The sequence below is a fragment of the Shewanella subflava genome (assembly GCF_025971955.1).
Lineage (GTDB): Bacteria > Pseudomonadota > Gammaproteobacteria > Enterobacterales > Shewanellaceae > Shewanella > Shewanella subflava.
On the sequence record NZ_JAPDMX010000002.1, the window covers coordinates 98,943 to 114,619 of the forward strand.

General features: G+C 41.3%; 11 protein-coding genes. 1 reads left to right on the top strand and 10 read right to left on the bottom strand.

What is annotated here, in order from left to right:
• Positions 1 to 23: 23 nt before the first annotated feature.
• The 10 genes from truA to OHT75_RS01055 form a co-directional block, all read right to left on the bottom strand.
• Positions 24 to 809 carry a tRNA pseudouridine(38-40) synthase TruA gene (truA, locus tag OHT75_RS01010; RefSeq protein WP_264724506.1) on the bottom strand — a complete coding sequence of 262 codons (786 nt, stop codon included), beginning with the start codon at positions 807 to 809 and terminating at the stop codon, positions 24 to 26.
• A 90-nt stretch (positions 810 to 899) separates the two neighbouring features.
• Positions 900 to 4,892, bottom strand: a complete 3,993-nt coding sequence (locus OHT75_RS01015) for a FimV/HubP family polar landmark protein (protein WP_264724507.1) — start codon at positions 4,890 to 4,892, stop codon at positions 900 to 902.
• A 255-nt stretch (positions 4,893 to 5,147) separates the two neighbouring features.
• On the bottom strand, positions 5,148 to 6,164 hold the full coding sequence (locus tag OHT75_RS01020; protein WP_264724508.1) for an aspartate-semialdehyde dehydrogenase: 1,017 nt from the start codon (positions 6,162 to 6,164) through the stop codon (positions 5,148 to 5,150).
• 164 nt (positions 6,165 to 6,328) lie between these two features.
• Positions 6,329 to 7,471 (bottom strand): 4-phosphoerythronate dehydrogenase, encoded by a 1,143-nt coding sequence (locus OHT75_RS01025; RefSeq protein WP_264724510.1) that lies wholly within the window; start codon positions 7,469 to 7,471, stop codon positions 6,329 to 6,331.
• Between the two features lie 62 nt (positions 7,472 to 7,533).
• Entirely contained in the window at positions 7,534 to 9,204 is a 1,671-nt protein-coding gene (gene glnS / locus OHT75_RS01030; RefSeq protein ID WP_264724511.1) for a glutamine--tRNA ligase, read from the bottom strand.
• Positions 9,205 to 9,359: 155 nt separating this feature from the next.
• On the bottom strand, positions 9,360 to 11,669 hold the full coding sequence (gene feoB, locus OHT75_RS01035) for a Fe(2+) transporter permease subunit FeoB (RefSeq protein WP_264724512.1): 2,310 nt from the start codon (positions 11,667 to 11,669) through the stop codon (positions 9,360 to 9,362).
• Positions 11,662 to 11,898, bottom strand: a complete 237-nt coding sequence (locus tag OHT75_RS01040; RefSeq protein ID WP_264724513.1) for a FeoA family protein — start codon at positions 11,896 to 11,898, stop codon at positions 11,662 to 11,664. Before OHT75_RS01040 ends, feoB begins: the two co-directional genes overlap by 8 nt.
• Before the next feature lie 357 nt (positions 11,899 to 12,255).
• On the bottom strand, positions 12,256 to 12,780 hold the full coding sequence (locus OHT75_RS01045; protein WP_264724514.1) for a GNAT family N-acetyltransferase: 525 nt from the start codon (positions 12,778 to 12,780) through the stop codon (positions 12,256 to 12,258).
• Positions 12,781 to 12,854: 74 nt separating this feature from the next.
• A complete protein-coding gene (locus OHT75_RS01050) occupies positions 12,855 to 13,133 on the bottom strand; it encodes a peptidylprolyl isomerase (protein WP_264724515.1) in 279 nt (92 codons plus the stop codon).
• An 83-nt stretch (positions 13,134 to 13,216) separates the two neighbouring features.
• Positions 13,217 to 15,055 (bottom strand): DUF885 domain-containing protein, encoded by a 1,839-nt coding sequence (locus OHT75_RS01055; protein WP_264724516.1) that lies wholly within the window; start codon positions 15,053 to 15,055, stop codon positions 13,217 to 13,219.
• Between the two features lie 73 nt (positions 15,056 to 15,128).
• Between OHT75_RS01055 and OHT75_RS01060 the strand changes: the two genes are divergently transcribed.
• Positions 15,129 to 15,638: a diguanylate cyclase domain-containing protein gene (locus OHT75_RS01060; RefSeq protein WP_264724517.1), complete on the top strand. Its 510-nt coding sequence runs from the start codon at positions 15,129 to 15,131 to the stop codon at positions 15,636 to 15,638.
• Positions 15,639 to 15,677: the final 39 nt, after the last annotated feature.

The following is a 15,677-nucleotide window of genomic DNA, read 5'->3' on the forward strand; positions in this document are numbered from 1 at the left end:
CTAAGTGGCAGCCTTACAGTGTATTAATCCAGCATAAACAAAGGCCCTAAGGCCAGTTTTGGCAAATCATATTGTTCAGGATAGGTCACATCAACTAAGTATAAACCATTGGGTTTTGCGGTTGCCGCAGCTAAATTTCGATCTTTCGCCATTAACAATTGGCCTAACCAATCTAGCGGTTGATTACCTAATCCGACTTCGATTAATGAACCGACAATATTTCGCACCATGTGATGTAAAAAAGCATTGGCTTTAATATCGACCATGATATACATGCCTTGGCGGGTAACTCGCACATGATGCACATTTCGAAATGGTGTATTTGATTGGCACTGTACCGCCCTAAAACTGGTGAAATCATGCTCTCCAAGTAACACTTGTGCCGCCTGATGCATGCGAGATTCATCAATATCACCATGATAATGACTCACGCCTTGACGTAGGATCCCTGGGCGTAAAGCATGGTTATAAATGATATAACGATAACGCCTAGCGGTAGCACTAAAGCGAGCATGGAAGCTGTCATCAACCTCTTTTGCCCAGCGAACGGCTATTGTGTCAGGCAATTGCGTGTTTACACCAAATGTCCATGCTGACATAGGACGAATCACATCGGTTTCAAAATGCACCACCTGACCGGTTCCGTGAACACCAGAGTCCGTTCGGCCCGCACACAACACTTCAACCGGTTTATTGGCAATATACGAAAGCGCTTTTTCTAATTGTGCCTGAACAGAATCCACTTCTGCCTGGCGCTGCCAACCAAAATAGTTGCTGCCATCATATTCGACACCTAAGGCTATCCGCATAACTTGACCCTTTCACTTTAAAATGGCGCGTATTTTAGCACAAAAAAAACGACGCTGGTCTAAGCGTCGTTTTAAAAAAGAGCCTTAAACTTAGGTTAATTTTCTTAATAAAGCATTGGCTTCAGCTTGCTGACGAGAATTACCATCATTTTGCACTTCTTTTAACAGTGCTTTGGCGCTATCTTCATCTTCAATCTCAATGTAGGCACGGGCTAAATCTAACTTAGCATTCACTGAGTTTTCTTCATCATCGACATCCACCATATTGGCATTACCCAACAATGATTCAACCCCACCCATATCAACATCGACATCTTTGTAATTATCAGAAACCGGACCACCATCTTCATCGGCATCGTTAAGTAATTTATTAATATCAATAAAACCATTTTCACGCTCAAAATGACTTAACTCTGCTTCAGTTATCTGTGGTGAAGTCGCCTGCCCCTCTTCTTTGTCTAGTGCTGCAAGGGCTTCATCAACGGTAAGACCATCCTCATCTAGCACAAACTCGTCGTCAGAGAAGTCATCAGATAACGTAAATTCCGTTAGGTCATAATCGCTAAAATCAGTTGCATCATCTTTAGCGCTGAGATTTGAAATGGCCTGATTGTTAGAAGAAGACTTATTTGCGCTATTAAAGAGATCCGTTTCCCAATCCAACATATTTTCTTGTGGCTTTTTAGCCGCTTTCAAATCATTGAAAAAACCAGAATCTTTTTCAGCTTTAACGTTTGTGCCTTTTATTTTAGTCACATCAACATCTGACTCTGAATCAATATCAGTTTCAAATGAGAGAGAATCAAAATCTGTAGCATCCTCATCTTCTGCTGAAGCTAAACCTGCTTCCTCCGCCCCCATACTCGCTAACAGGGCATCAAGTTCATTTTCAGCATCTGATAGTATTGAATCATCAATCTCATCAGCTGAGAGAGCGTTGGTATCTTTAGTATCACTAGCATTTAATAGCTCAGATTCTAAGGTATTTAAATCCAAATCTTCATTGGTTGTAGCGGGTTCTTTAGCTTGTTCTAACTCAGCAATCAACCCTGTTAAATCATCAGCTTCATCATCGGCAATCATGTCTAGAGACAGGTTGTCATTAGCTTCATCTTCCATGCTAGCCATTTCTAAATCAGCTAACAGTGCGTCTAAATGATGATCATTTTCTGGAACTTCGTCGAAATCAAGAGCTTCATCAGAATCAAAACTGGCTAATAATTCATTTAAGTCGTCATCAGCTTCAAGGGGCGACTTCACAGGGGGAGTATCGACTAAACCTTCGTTGTCTTCAGCGACATCGACCGAGCTATGTTCTGCAGAGTTAAGCGCAGCACTTTGTGGGTCTTCAGTTTCAGTGACATCCTGTGAATCAAAGCTGGCTAACAAGGCATCGATGTCATCATCTTCTGCTACATCAACATCTTTGCTGATAACTTCATCGTCTGACTCAAGTTCTGCGGCGATTGCATCAGTTAAGTCTTCATTATCATCGACCGAGCTATCTTCTGCAGAGCTATCTTCATCTGAGCTAAGCGCAGCGCTTTGTGGGTCTACAGTTTCAGTGACATCCTGTGAATCAAAGCTGGCTAACAAGGCATCGATGTCATCATCTTCTGCTACATCAACATCTTTGCTGATAACTTCATCGTCTGACTCAAGTTCTGCGGCGATTGCATCAGTTAAGTCTTCATTATCATCATCTGAGCTATCTTCATCGGAGCTAACCGCAGCGCTTTGTGGGTCTTCAGTTTCAGTGACATCCTGTGTATCAAAGCTGGCTAACAAGGCATCGATGTCATCATCTTCTGCTACATCAACATCTTTGCTGATTACCTCATCGTCTGATTCAAGTTCTGCGGCGATTGCATCAGTTAGGTCTTCATTATCATCGACCGAGCTATCTTCTGCAGAGCTATCTTCATCTGAGCTAAGCGCAGCGCTTTGTGGGTCTACAGTTTCAGTGACATCCTGTGAATCAAAGCTGGCTAACAAGGCATCGATGTCATCATCTTCTGCTACAGCAACATCTTTGCTGATTACCTCATCGTCTGATTCAAGTTCTGCGGCGATTGCATCAGTTAAGTCTTCATTATCATTGACCGAGCTATCTTCATCAGAGCTAACCGCAGCACTTTGTGGGTATTCAGTTTCAGTGACATCCTGTGTATCAAAGCTGGCTAACAAGGCATCGATGTCACCATCTTCTGCTACATCAACATCTTTGCTGATTACCTCATCGTCTGATTCAAGTTCAGCGGCGATTACATCAGTTAAGTCTTCATTATCATCTGAGCTATCTTCATCTGAGCTAAGCGCAGCGCTTTGTGGGTCTACAGTTTCAGAGGCATCTTGAGTTTCAAAGCTGGCTAACAAGGCATCGATATCATCGTCGGCTTCAGTCGCAGACAGGCTATTTAGATCATTATCAGATCCTAACTCAGCATCAATGTTAGCAATCAAATCATCCTTGCCTGCTGACTCAGTCGCCACATCACTGTCATCTGAATCAAATCCGGCTAGCAGTGAGTCGATGTCGTCTTCATCGACTTTGCTATCGAGATTATCGGTAAGTGTTTCAGAAACATTGATATCATCATCTGGCAAATCAAAACCAGCTAACAGATCGTCTATATTATCTTGTTCGCTTGATACTGCTGTTTTTGGGGTGTCATCAATTAAATCAGCTGGCTGATCATCAATATTTGCCAATAGGGCATCTAAATCATCTTCCGGAGCAGGCAATACCGCGGGCTCATCAAGATCATCATCTAACCCAGCAAGCAAATTATCGAGATCTTCATCGGTTTCTAAAGGGTCAAGTTCAGAGTCTTGCTCCTCCATCGCCTCTGCCCAAAGGTCATCTAATGAAGTGACCTCATCGTCTTCTTCAATCTCAGGCTCTGGCGATTTTTCAGGCTCTTCAATGAACATGGCCGCAGCCATATCCATTTGGTCATCATCGATATGCAGATCTGTTTCAGGCTGCATATCTAAACTGTCTAAATCGAGAAGATCATCAATGGACTCTTCATCGTCACTATCAAGATGAACAGCAAGATCTTCTAAGTCATTTTCATTGTTAGCATCAGACACCGCATTTTTGGGCTCTGAAACCGTTTCAGTTGCCGATTTAGGCTGTTCTTCCTTGGCCCCTGTACGACGACGCAATATTAGAAAAATCACCCCAAATACCAATAAAATGGGTAAAGTAGCGGCGGCAATTAACAAACCGGTATTATTAGTCAAATTACGCCAAAAATCAGAAGGTTGTTCTATTTCTGGCTTGTTTGCCTCTTCCAATTCTGTGGCCAACATTTCATTTTTATTAACTAACAGCTGATGCTTTTCAAGTTGTAATTGAACATCCTCTTCCAGATTACTGATTATCTGAGTCAGCTCTTCTATTTTCTGTTTTAATACTTGATTATCGCTTCGGGTTACCATTAATTGATCTTGCGCTCTAGCAAGCTCATCGGTCAGCATTAAAGTTTTATTATTCGCTTTGTCGAGGTCGGCATTTAATTGTGCAATCTCATTTTTATTAGCAGCGCTTAGCGGCTCGGTCTTGGCAACCAAATTAGGTTGTTGCGGTGTGATTTGTAATGGCTTTTCTGGCGTAACAGGTTTTGGTTGAACTGGTTTAACCACATTGTTGTTGGCAGAAGGTCTTGGTGTGGCTGCAGCTCTGGCTGTTCTGGCTAATCTGTCATCCCGTTCGGCACGCAATTTAGCTTGCGCTTTGGGGATGGCTGCCATCACTTCAGCTGAAGGTATGACTAAAATCATACCTTTTTCGAGGCTATTATAATTATTGTCGCTGAATGCATGTGGGTTGGCATCAAATAATGCCGACATCACTTGATAAATAGTGACTTTATCGCTTGGTCTAACTTTCTGAGCTATGCTCCAAAAAGTATCAGAAGGCGTCGTAGGACCATACTGCCGTGCTTGTTTAACCTCGCCATTGGGTCCGGTAATTTTAAGCGTATCGGCCTGTGCCGAAGCAATAAGCTGGGTAGCAGAGATTGCTGTGGTGGCACATAAAAGTAAACCCACCCAATATGAAGTACGAGATGTCATTCAGTCCTTCCCTTTTAGCACGAAATATTTGTCATCATGACAACTGGCTTTAGGTCATTTTTTTCGTTTGTTATATGCCTATAAATTTCGTTAGTTGTTATTGATAAATGAAATTTTGGCATTTTTACGACTATAAACTAAGTTTGTCAGCCCTGCTACATTGAGGCAAGCCTAAAACTAAAAAAGCCCACAATATGCGGGCTTTTTACACTAAATCACTCTATTACCTGAGGTAATAGTTAATTCATCGGCTACTTAGTAGTAATCACGAATAAGAATTTCAGCAATTTGTACACTGTTTAAGGCCGCACCCTTACGAATGTTATCGGCCGTTACCCATAAATTTATACCATGAGAATGAGAAATATCTTTTCTGATACGTCCAACAAAAACAGGATCATGTCCAGCAGAGTCTGTTACCGCCGTTGGATAATCATCATCACTTTCAAAAAGTACCACACCTGGTGCATCGCGAAGCACAGATTTTACCGCTTCTGCATCAACGGGCTCACGGGTTTCAAGGTGAACGGCTTCAGAGTGACCATAAAATACTGGCACACGAACCGCCGTTGGGTTGACGACAATTTCGTCATCGCCAAAGATTTTTTGTGTTTCCCACACCATTTTCATTTCTTCTTTGGTGTAGCCGTTTTCCATAAATTTATCAATTTGTGGTAACACGTTAAACGCAATTTGTTTTGGATAAACACTGGGTTCTGCAGGTAAGCCTTGTAATAATTTAGCGCATTGTCCGGCTAATTCATCGATGGCTTTTTTACCCGTACCAGATACTGATTGATACGTGGCCACGTTAATCCGTGTAATACCAAATGCATCATAGATTGGCTTTAAGGCAACCAACATTTGAATGGTTGAGCAATTCGGGTTGGCGATAATATTGCGGTTACGAAAATCAGCAATGGCCTCTGGGTTAACTTCTGGTACCACTAATGGGATATCGATGTCATATCTAAAGTGTGAAGTATTATCAATCACCACACAGCCAGCTTCTGCTGCTATTGGCGCCCACTTTGCAGACACGTCACCACCAGCCGAAAAGAACCCAATTTGTGCCTGAGTCCAGTCGAATTTTTCTACATCAAGAATTTCAACTTGCTTACCATGAAAACTAACGGTTTCACCAGCACTGCGACTACTCGCTAAAGGAAATAACTTAGCAACCGGAAAATTACGCTCTTCAAGGATCTCAATCATTGTTTGACCCACTGCGCCCGATGCACCTAAAACGACAACATTAAATTCTTGAGACATATTAACGCCCGACTCCTAATAATCTTATTGAACAGACAATCTACCTAGTTTATTGAGCATATGCTAGGGTTGAATAGTGAAAAATGTCGTGATTTAGCTGATTTTTTCTCAACTGACTACACTTGTCGCAAAATAGCTAAAGAATGCCTAATAAATAGTAATAATTACTGTGAAAACCCCAATGAATGTAACATGTTTATGCAATCTGAACTTGCAGAAAATGCATTATCACTGGCAGCTTTCACGGCTAGGGCACTAAATTCACGACGATGAGTGTGGTGTTTTCTAAGCAAATCAAACCCTGCTGCGGTATGAAATGACTGCCTAAATAACGCATCGTCATCACGAAGATCGAATACCAAACGGCACATTTTAAGTAGCTTGCTTTCATCTAATTCGGCGTTATTTAACCACTGCTGAAACTCAAATTGAGGTAATAGCGCCGTAAGTGATTTGGTCGGTTGTCGTTGTAATAGTAGGCAAAGGGCTTGATATAACATAAACGTCCCCCTTGCTTTGCCCTCTAGGCTATAACCGGCAATATGCGGTGTGGCAAATTCAACTAAAGGCACCAACTCTGCGATAGGCTTAGGTTCCCCCTCCCACACATCTAAAATGACTTTTACATCATCGCGAGTTTGCTTCACTTTGATGAGAGCATGATTATCAATCACTTCACCTCGACAGCAATTCATCAGCCAAGTGTTTGGCTTCAATGTATTGAGGCGTGTTTCATCAAATAAATACCATGTCTTATGTGGACCCACTTTGGTAATAGGCACATGCAACGAAATCACATCGGCCTTGGCAATTAACTCATCGAGTGAGGCAAATTGACGGCTATCGCCCTCGGCCTGTTTAATCGGATCGCACAATATAACCTGTAAACCATAGGCTTCGAAACACTTAGCTGCGGCAGTCCCTGTATTGCCTGCTCCAACAATGCCAATCACTTTGCCTTTTAACTGTGTTCCCTGTCGCTTGGCAAGCTCTAGCAATGCGATAAAAGCAAATTCGCCTACAGCGGTGGCATTACAACCAGGAGCACTGGAAAACGCAATACCTCGTTGTTGTAAGTAATCTAAATCTATGTGGTCGGTTCCAATGGTGGCACTGCCAACAAATACAAGCTTTGTCGCCGCTTCAATTAATGCCTGATCCACTTTCGTTACAGAACGCACTAATAAGACATCAGCATCTTTGACTTGCTCAGCCGTTAAGGTGCGACCGTTAACAAACTCAATTTGGCCAAATTCAGCAAATAATGCCTCAACATAAGGCATATTTTCATCAGCAACTATTTTCATGGACTTTCTACACTTTTAATAACAAAAAAGGCGCACAATGCGCCTTAATTTCATAAGATGTTTTAAGCGAATGAATCTCTTAAAGGTACGGTTAAGTTAAATACCAAGTGCTCTGCACTTGAGTCTTTACTGTCAGCACAGAAATACCCTTCACGTTCAAACTGATAGGCTTTTTCAGCTGGGGCTGAAACTAAGCTTGGTTCAACTAAACCATGTTGCACCACTAATGAATTAGGGTTAATCACTTCATCAACCGTATCGAAGGCAGCTGGGTTTGCATCGGTAAATAAACGATCATACAAACGGAACTCAGCAGGTTTAGCCGATGATGCTTCCACCCAATGGATTACGCCTTTGACTTTACGACCATCCGCAGGATTTTTACCTAATGTTTCATCATCATAGCTACAGTAAACCGTAGTGACGTTACCTTCGGCATCTTTATCACAACGCTCAGCTTTAATGACATAGGCATTACGTAAACGCACTTCTTTGCCTAACACCAAACGTTTAAAGTGTTTATTGGCTTCTTCTTTAAAATCTTCAGCGTCAATAAATAACTCACGTCCGAAAAATAACTCGCGTGTTCCCATGGCTTCATTTGATGGGTGCGCCGCAGCCTGAATGCATTCAGGTTCAGCATGTGGGTAATTTTCAATAACCACTTTAATTGGACGAAGCACGGCCATAGCACGTGGTGCATGGTCGTTTAACTCTTCACGAATACAGGCATCTAACATACCCACTTCAACCAAGTTATCTTGCTTTGTCACACCAATGCGCAAACAAAACTCACGAATAGCACCCGGCGTGTAACCTCTGCGACGTAAACCCGCAATTGTCGGCATACGAGGGTCGTCCCAACCACTCACTAGGTTACGAGTCACCAAGTCGTTTAACTTACGCTTAGACATCAAAGTATATTCAAGATTTAAGCGTGAAAACTCATATTGACGAGTACGGTTTGGCGCCTGAAAATCATCTAAATGATCTAATACCCAGTCATACAAACGACGATTGTCCTGAAACTCTAAGGTACATATCGAATGGGTGATGTTTTCAATTGCATCAGAGATACAGTGAGTAAAATCATACATAGGATAGATACACCATTTATCACCCGTTTGGTGATGGTGTGCAAAACGGATACGATAAATAATCGGGTCACGCATGCACATAAAAGGTGAAGCCATATCTATTTTGGCGCGCAGGGCGCATTCGCCTTCTTTAAATTCTCCCTTGCGCATTTTTTCAAATAACGCGAGGTTTTCTTCAACAGACGTATCACGATATGGACTATTTTTACCCGGCTCTTTCAATGTACCGCGATATTCACGGGTTTGTTCACCGTTTAAAAAACAAACGTAAGCCAACCCTTTAGTGATTAATTCAACGGCATATTGATGCAATTGGTCAAAATAATTTGATGAATAACGAATATCGCCAGACCATTCAAATCCCAACCAGCGCACATCTTCCTGAATCGATTTAACATAGTTAATATCTTCTTTTTCAGGATTAGTATCATCAAAACGTAAATTACATTGTCCCTGGTAATCTTTAGCGATACCAAAGTTCAAACAAATTGATTTTGCGTGACCTATGTGCAAAAAGCCATTTGGCTCTGGCGGAAAACGGGTGTGCACTTGATTGTGCTTACCACTTTTTAGGTCTTCATCAATGATATTACGAATGAAGTTACTTGGACGTACTTCGGTGTCCACTTGACTCATGAAAATCCTCTTGGCACACGATGGCAATATTGTCAAAAAATAGATGATCCTACAGATCTCTGGTAGTTACAACTATTGCACAAAAAAAATAACGAAAAAAACAATAAACCCAGCAAAAGCTGGGTTTATTGGTCAAAATTTATCTGTTAATTAACCTAACCAGTAATGATTTTGATTCCAGGAATAATTTGCTGGGCTTTTTGACCTTTCTTCTTTAACCACATGAAGAAAACCACTAACGCCAAAATAAAGAAACTAATCCAGGCGATGGATTGCATAGGATGCTTAACAAACGTTGCCCCTTGGTAAACGACTGTTGCTGCGCCATATGCTAAAGCAAAGGTCCATAACGCAGCAAAACGTGCCCATTTCATTCCAAACTCATTGACCAACGCACCCATTGCAGCAACACAAGGGGTATACAGCAAAATGAACAGTAAGTATGAAAATGCCGCTACTTGACCGCTAAAACCTGACTGCAAAGCGCTGAAGGTCGATTTATCTACCGCTAATTCTTCTGCAGCTGTATCGATATTTTCTACACTTCCAACATCAATTGAAAGCGGATCTTCCGGCGCTATCCCCAATAAGTTTTGCGGAATAGTACTCAATGCTTCTTTAAAGGTATCACTCATCGGCGCTAGGTCTTCATTGCCAGAGTCAGCAGAGCTATACAAGCTATTAAGAGTGCCAACAACCGCTTCTTTAGCAAAAATACCGGTAATAATACCAACCGTTGCAGGCCAATTGTCCTGTTCGATCCCCATTGGCGCAAACAAAGGCGTTACTTGCTGGCTAGCAACACTGAGCAGAGACTCTTGGCTATCTTCATGGCCAAAGCTGCCATCAACGCCAATCGCATTGATAAAGTTTAGAAGTGTAACAACAATCACAATGGTTTTACCCGCCCCCAAAATAAAACTTTTGGTGCGTTTAACCGTACGAGAAAATACCGCTTTGGCTCTTGGCATTTCATAGCTAGGCAGTTCCATGACCACAGCGCTACTGGTGCCAGGTAGTACGGTATGACGCAGCAGCAAGCCTGTGCCAATCGCCGCTAAAATACCAATGATATACAACAGGAAGACTAAGTTTTGACCTGACTCTGGGAAAAAAGCCGCTGCAAATAATGCATAAACCGGTAAGCGAGCACCGCAAGACATAAAGGGAGCCATCATACCTGTGACAATACGCTCACGCTCACTGCCTAATGTACGGGTTGCCATAATTGCTGGCACAGAACATCCAAAGCCAACGATCATCGGCACAAATGCTTTACCAGGAAGACCAATACGTCGCATTAAACCATCAACGACAAAGGCCGCTCTGGCCATATAACCAGAAGCCTCAAGCACAGATAACGCCAGAAATAATGCCGCAATGACCGGAATAAAGGTGGCAACCGTTTGAATGCCTTGCCCAACGCCGCCTGCAAGGATAGTCACTAACCACTCAGGTGAGCCTATTGAGCTGAGCATGGCGCCAAAATGGTCAACAAAAATGGCACCTGCGGTAATATCAAAGAAGTCGATAAATGAACTACCGACGTTGATACTGAACATAAACATCAAATACATCACAAATAAAAATACTGGGATGCCAAGAAACGGATGCAGTACAAATTTGTCTAATCTATCGGTCATGCTGAGATGCTGACCCACATTCACTGAAGCCTTAAAAATCTTTTCTACAAAGTCATAGCGCGTGGCGGCGACCATCACTTCAATATCTTCACCACTGGCTTGTGCTTTTAATGTGCAAGCACTGACAACCTCTTTTAATTGGCTACTGTCACAACTGCCACACCCATTGCCATTCCCCAGCATTGCCAGAGCCCGCCCTCTACTTAGGGAAGGCAGTTGGTGTAACTCAGATTGTTGCTGCAGGGTAATAACGCTTTGTTCAATCGCTGGGTGATAGTTAAGTTGCAGTGCTTTCTCTTCAGTATCACCATTCACAATCGCTAAAACACTTGCTTTAACCGATTCAACATCGCTTAAATCACGCGAGCAAACCCCAATTACCGGACAACCTAATGCAGCAATCATGGCTTGAATATCAATATCGATTTGCAGCTTCTTCGCCGCATCAATTTTGTTCAGCACCACCACCATTGGAATACCCAGTTCGCGTAATTGCACAGTGAGGTAGAGGTGACGTTCAATATTGGTCGCATCAACAAGGTTGATAATAGCATCCACTTTTTGCTCAGCCAGGTATTGCTGGGCTATTTGTTCATCTAACGAACAGTCACAACTGTTACCAGCAGGCAACAAGTCATAAATACCAGGTAGGTCGGTTAAAAAAACCTCAGTATCAGCAAGTGAGAATTGGCCCGTTTTCTTTTCTACCGTTACGCCAGACCAGTTACCAACCTGTTGATTTGAACCCGTTAAGGCATTAAAAAGCGTTGATTTACCCGCATTTGGATTACCAACGGTGACACAATGAAATTGTTTAGTCATGCTGTACCACCTCAATCACATCCGCTAAATCTTTGCGCATACAAATATGACTACCTCGAAGATTTAATTCGACACCAGAGCCCATTGGCGCTCGTCGCACTAAACTAAAGTGAGTGTTTGGGGTGATCCCCATAGAAAGCAATTTACGCTTTACTGTTTGTGGAAGAGATAAATGTCCAATTTGACAAATGGTCGCTTTATCACCAGGACTTAGCTCACTAAGTTTCATTCAAGGTCACCTTATACAACATTAATTACCGGACAATTCTAAACAAGCTTGCACAAGGAAAACTTTACCTAGATCAAAGTTTCTGTGTTAACGAGAATTATTTTCAATTGTATTTGGTATTATGTGATAAAGCACAGAGGAAAAGAAGTCATTTGTAATGAATTTACTTAGAAGTTATTTAAATTTGAGCAGGCATAATATCAGCTGTTGAATAGTGCAAAAAATATCTGGGGATTGGTGTCTCATAGACATGTATACCCATAACTAAAACAGCACCATGCAGATACTTGCAAAAAATAGTACAACAAATTAAGCCACAAGCCATAAAAATTTTATCAGGACTTAATTGTTTTAATTTTAATCTAGGACCAGACCAAATTGAAAATCATCTACCCACTTTCCGTTTAAATAGGTGTGTTGTAAAAATTCAGCTTCTAAATTAAACCCTAATTTTGTTAACACTTTTTGTGAGGCAAAATTACCGCGCTCACACACTGCTACATATTTATGAATATTAAATTGCAATCTACCCCAATCAATCACTGCCTGTAAGCTCTCAGTGGCATATCCATAACCCTGCATATTAGGTGCAATTAAATAACCCACTTCAACTCTTTTTGAATGACAATCTTGACAATAAAAACCCGTTAGACCGACAAATTGCTTATCGAGCGTTTCAACAACTAACGTGAGCCATTGACCGCTTTCTAACGACCAAGAAGCTAATCGTTCTTCAAAGGTTAACCTAATTGCATTTTCCTCTGCCAACTCTCGAATATACTTATTGACTTCAATATCTTGATGCATCATCAAGAAGTTTAGCCAATCCTGTTGTTGCAGGCTTCTTACTATCAACCTATCACTATAAAGTGCAATATCCATTTACTTTCTCAACAAAAAAGGCGACATACGCCGCCTTTATCAATTTAATACAGGCTAGCAAGCCTGATTAAATACTAACCTCGGCTAGTCACTTCTAATAAATGATAACCAAACTGAGTTTTAACTGGGCCTTGAACCGTATTAAGAGGCGCACTAAATACTACCTCATCAAACTCTTTAACCATCATTCCAGGGCCAAAAGAACCTAAATCACCACCTTGAGAACCTGATGGACAAGAAGAATAAGACTTCGCTATCGCAGCAAATTCAGCGCCATTTTCAATTTGTTGTTTTAATTCGTTACATTGTTCTTCAGTGCTGACTAACAAATGTCTTGCTGTTGCCTGTACCATTCTTACTCCTACTTATTTTTAAATAAAGATTTAATGTGCCACATACCTTAACATAAATCTGATACGTGACACACTCAGTGCGATTAGTGTTTAGCTAATTCAGACTCAACCCAATCTGCTACTTTTGTTTCCATTACCGCCATCGGCAATGAACCTGTCGTTAAAATTTGATCATGAAAACCTTTAATATCAAACTTTTCCCCTAACTTAGCTTCAGCTTCTGCACGTAGCTTAAGGATGGTTAACTGACCCACCTTATATGATAAAGCTTGCCCAGGAATGGCCATATAACGTTCTACTTCCGCAACAATATCAGACTCAGCCATAGGTGAGTTGTCTTTCATATACTGAATAGCTTGCTCACGGCTCCAGCCTTTTGCATGTAATCCGGTATCCACCACTAAACGCATGGCGCGTAACATTTCATCTGATAACTTTCCGAAATATTGATAAGGATCTGAGAAAAGTCCCATTTCAATGCCTAAGTACTCTGCATATAACGCCCAACCTTCTTCAAACGCAGTATAGCCTTGGAATCGTTGAAACTCGGGTACGCCAGTTAACTCTTGCTTAATCGCAATTTGGAAATGATGACCTGGTGCTGCTTCGTGTAATGATAAAGTAGTCATGCCCCACTTAGGTTGTGCTTTTAAATTGAAGGTATTGATATAGAACACACCAGGACGAGATCCATCAACCGCAGGTGATTCATATGACGCGCCGGCAGCAGATTGCTCACGGAAGGCTTCAACTGGCTTAACGACATAATCTGCTTTAGGCATAACATTAAAGTAGTTAGGTAATACTTGATTGATGGAGTCTTTGAGCACCATATAGCCATCAATCAAATCTTGTTTGTCATTAAAAAAGTACTGCGATTCAGAAGAAAGGGAAGCAAAGAAAGCGGTTAAATCCCCTTCAAATTTAACCTGTTCACGCACTTTATCCATTTCGGCCAAAATTCGTTTCACTTCAGATAAGCCAATTTGATGGATCTCATCAACAGACATTTTTGTTGTTGTATGGCTGTTAGCCAAGTGCTGGTACCACACTTTACCGTTTGGTAATCCCCACCATCCATCTGATGCTCTTGCGTTTGGCAAGTATGAGTTTTGAACATACTGATGTAGATCTGTCAAAGCCGGAATTAATTTAGTAGATAAAAAATCTTTATAATCTTGGGTAAGTTGACTCTTTTGCTCATCCGTAAACGACTCTGGCAATAGCTTGATAGGCGAGTAGAATAAACTGTCTTCAGGGGCGCTAACGACTTGCGCTGCAAGCTGTGGCAGCATTCTATCGACTAGCACTTTTGGCAAAACAACCTTGCTATTGACGCCCTCTTCCATACGAACTTGCGCTAATTGCAGCCATGTAACAAATCCACTTAGGCGAGACAACCAGTTTTGATAGTCCTCAACGGTGTTGAAAGGCTGAGCACTTTCGCCAGAACCTAACTGAACCATGGTAAATACCGTATTATAGAACTGATTCATCGGCAGGAAGTGTTCTGGATATGTCTCACTCATCAATGCCATATCTCGGTCGTAGATAAACATACTGTAACTGAGCTTTAAATCCGATGGTAAAGCATCAACATCAATCTTTTTTGCCTCTGCAAAATATTTAGCATTGAGATCATGACGGGCTTTTAAATAAGCTTCGGACAAAGAATCACCAAACTGATCGTTATACTTGTTTACACCAACAAAAGTGGCGTAAATGGGTTCTAACTTAAGTTGCTCCTGAAAAAAATTATCCACCATAGTTAAATAAGCTTCTTCAGCAGAAACACTGACTTTTTCAGCAGGCATAGCTTCAGACATACTCTTTGTTGTTGATGTTTGTTGAGCAGTGTTATCACTACAACCTTGAATCGCCATTAATAACGATATGCTGGCCGCAAGGAGAGTTTTATGCATTTTTATTATTCCTTTTACACATGAATCAAAAATCATATCTATAATTAAAAAGAATATTCAGTGGAGTGACTCAATGATCTATTCTTTTCGCAATTCAAGCTTCCGAGATCCAGAAACGGGTGTTTACAATCAAATGTATTTTATGGAAGTGTTTAATCGAGAGTGGCACCGCCATTTACGAGAAAAACAAAGCTTGGCCCTATTGTATCTTTGCCCACACATTCATGAAACAGTAAAACAACCTCATTTGTTGGAATTATTTACCAATCAGATACAAGAAGCGCTTTTACGCGCAACTGACTTAATTGCGAGGTTAGATACTCATCATTTTGCCTTAGGATTATTCAACGTTGACGAGCAAGGAACGCAAGTGGTATTAGAACGAATTGAAACACAAATAAACCAGTTTAAAGAAAGATACGGTAAAGACCATACTTTCAGCATTGATTACAAACTAGCCGGTGGAATTTGTATTCCAAGTGATGATAAGAATATTGAAGCGCTGTTTGTACAAGTAGAGTCATTATCAAGCCAACTTGAACTAGACCACGATCAGCATCAGGCATTGATTAACTTGCATTAGCATGTGTTGCCGAGTTGAATGTTGAAATCTAACAATCAA

Bases quoted from the DNA above. Each gene is read 5' to 3' on its own strand.
- truA (WP_264724506.1), bottom strand. From the start codon at position 809: ATGCGGATAGCCTTAGGTGTCGAATATGATGGCAGCAACTATTTTGGT.
- OHT75_RS01015 (WP_264724507.1), bottom strand. From the start codon at position 4,892: ATGACATCTCGTACTTCATATTGGGTGGGTTTACTTTTATGTGCCACC.
- OHT75_RS01020 (WP_264724508.1), bottom strand. From the start codon at position 6,164: ATGTCTCAAGAATTTAATGTTGTCGTTTTAGGTGCATCGGGCGCAGTG.
- OHT75_RS01025 (WP_264724510.1), bottom strand. From the start codon at position 7,471: ATGAAAATAGTTGCTGATGAAAATATGCCTTATGTTGAGGCATTATTT.
- glnS (WP_264724511.1), bottom strand. From the start codon at position 9,204: ATGAGTCAAGTGGACACCGAAGTACGTCCAAGTAACTTCATTCGTAAT.
- feoB (WP_264724512.1), bottom strand. From the start codon at position 11,669: ATGACTAAACAATTTCATTGTGTCACCGTTGGTAATCCAAATGCGGGT.
- OHT75_RS01040 (WP_264724513.1), bottom strand. From the start codon at position 11,898: ATGAAACTTAGTGAGCTAAGTCCTGGTGATAAAGCGACCATTTGTCAA.
- OHT75_RS01045 (WP_264724514.1), bottom strand. From the start codon at position 12,780: ATGGATATTGCACTTTATAGTGATAGGTTGATAGTAAGAAGCCTGCAA.
- OHT75_RS01050 (WP_264724515.1), bottom strand. From the start codon at position 13,133: ATGGTACAGGCAACAGCAAGACATTTGTTAGTCAGCACTGAAGAACAA.
- OHT75_RS01055 (WP_264724516.1), bottom strand. From the start codon at position 15,055: ATGCATAAAACTCTCCTTGCGGCCAGCATATCGTTATTAATGGCGATT.
- OHT75_RS01060 (WP_264724517.1), top strand. From the start codon at position 15,129: ATGATCTATTCTTTTCGCAATTCAAGCTTCCGAGATCCAGAAACGGGT.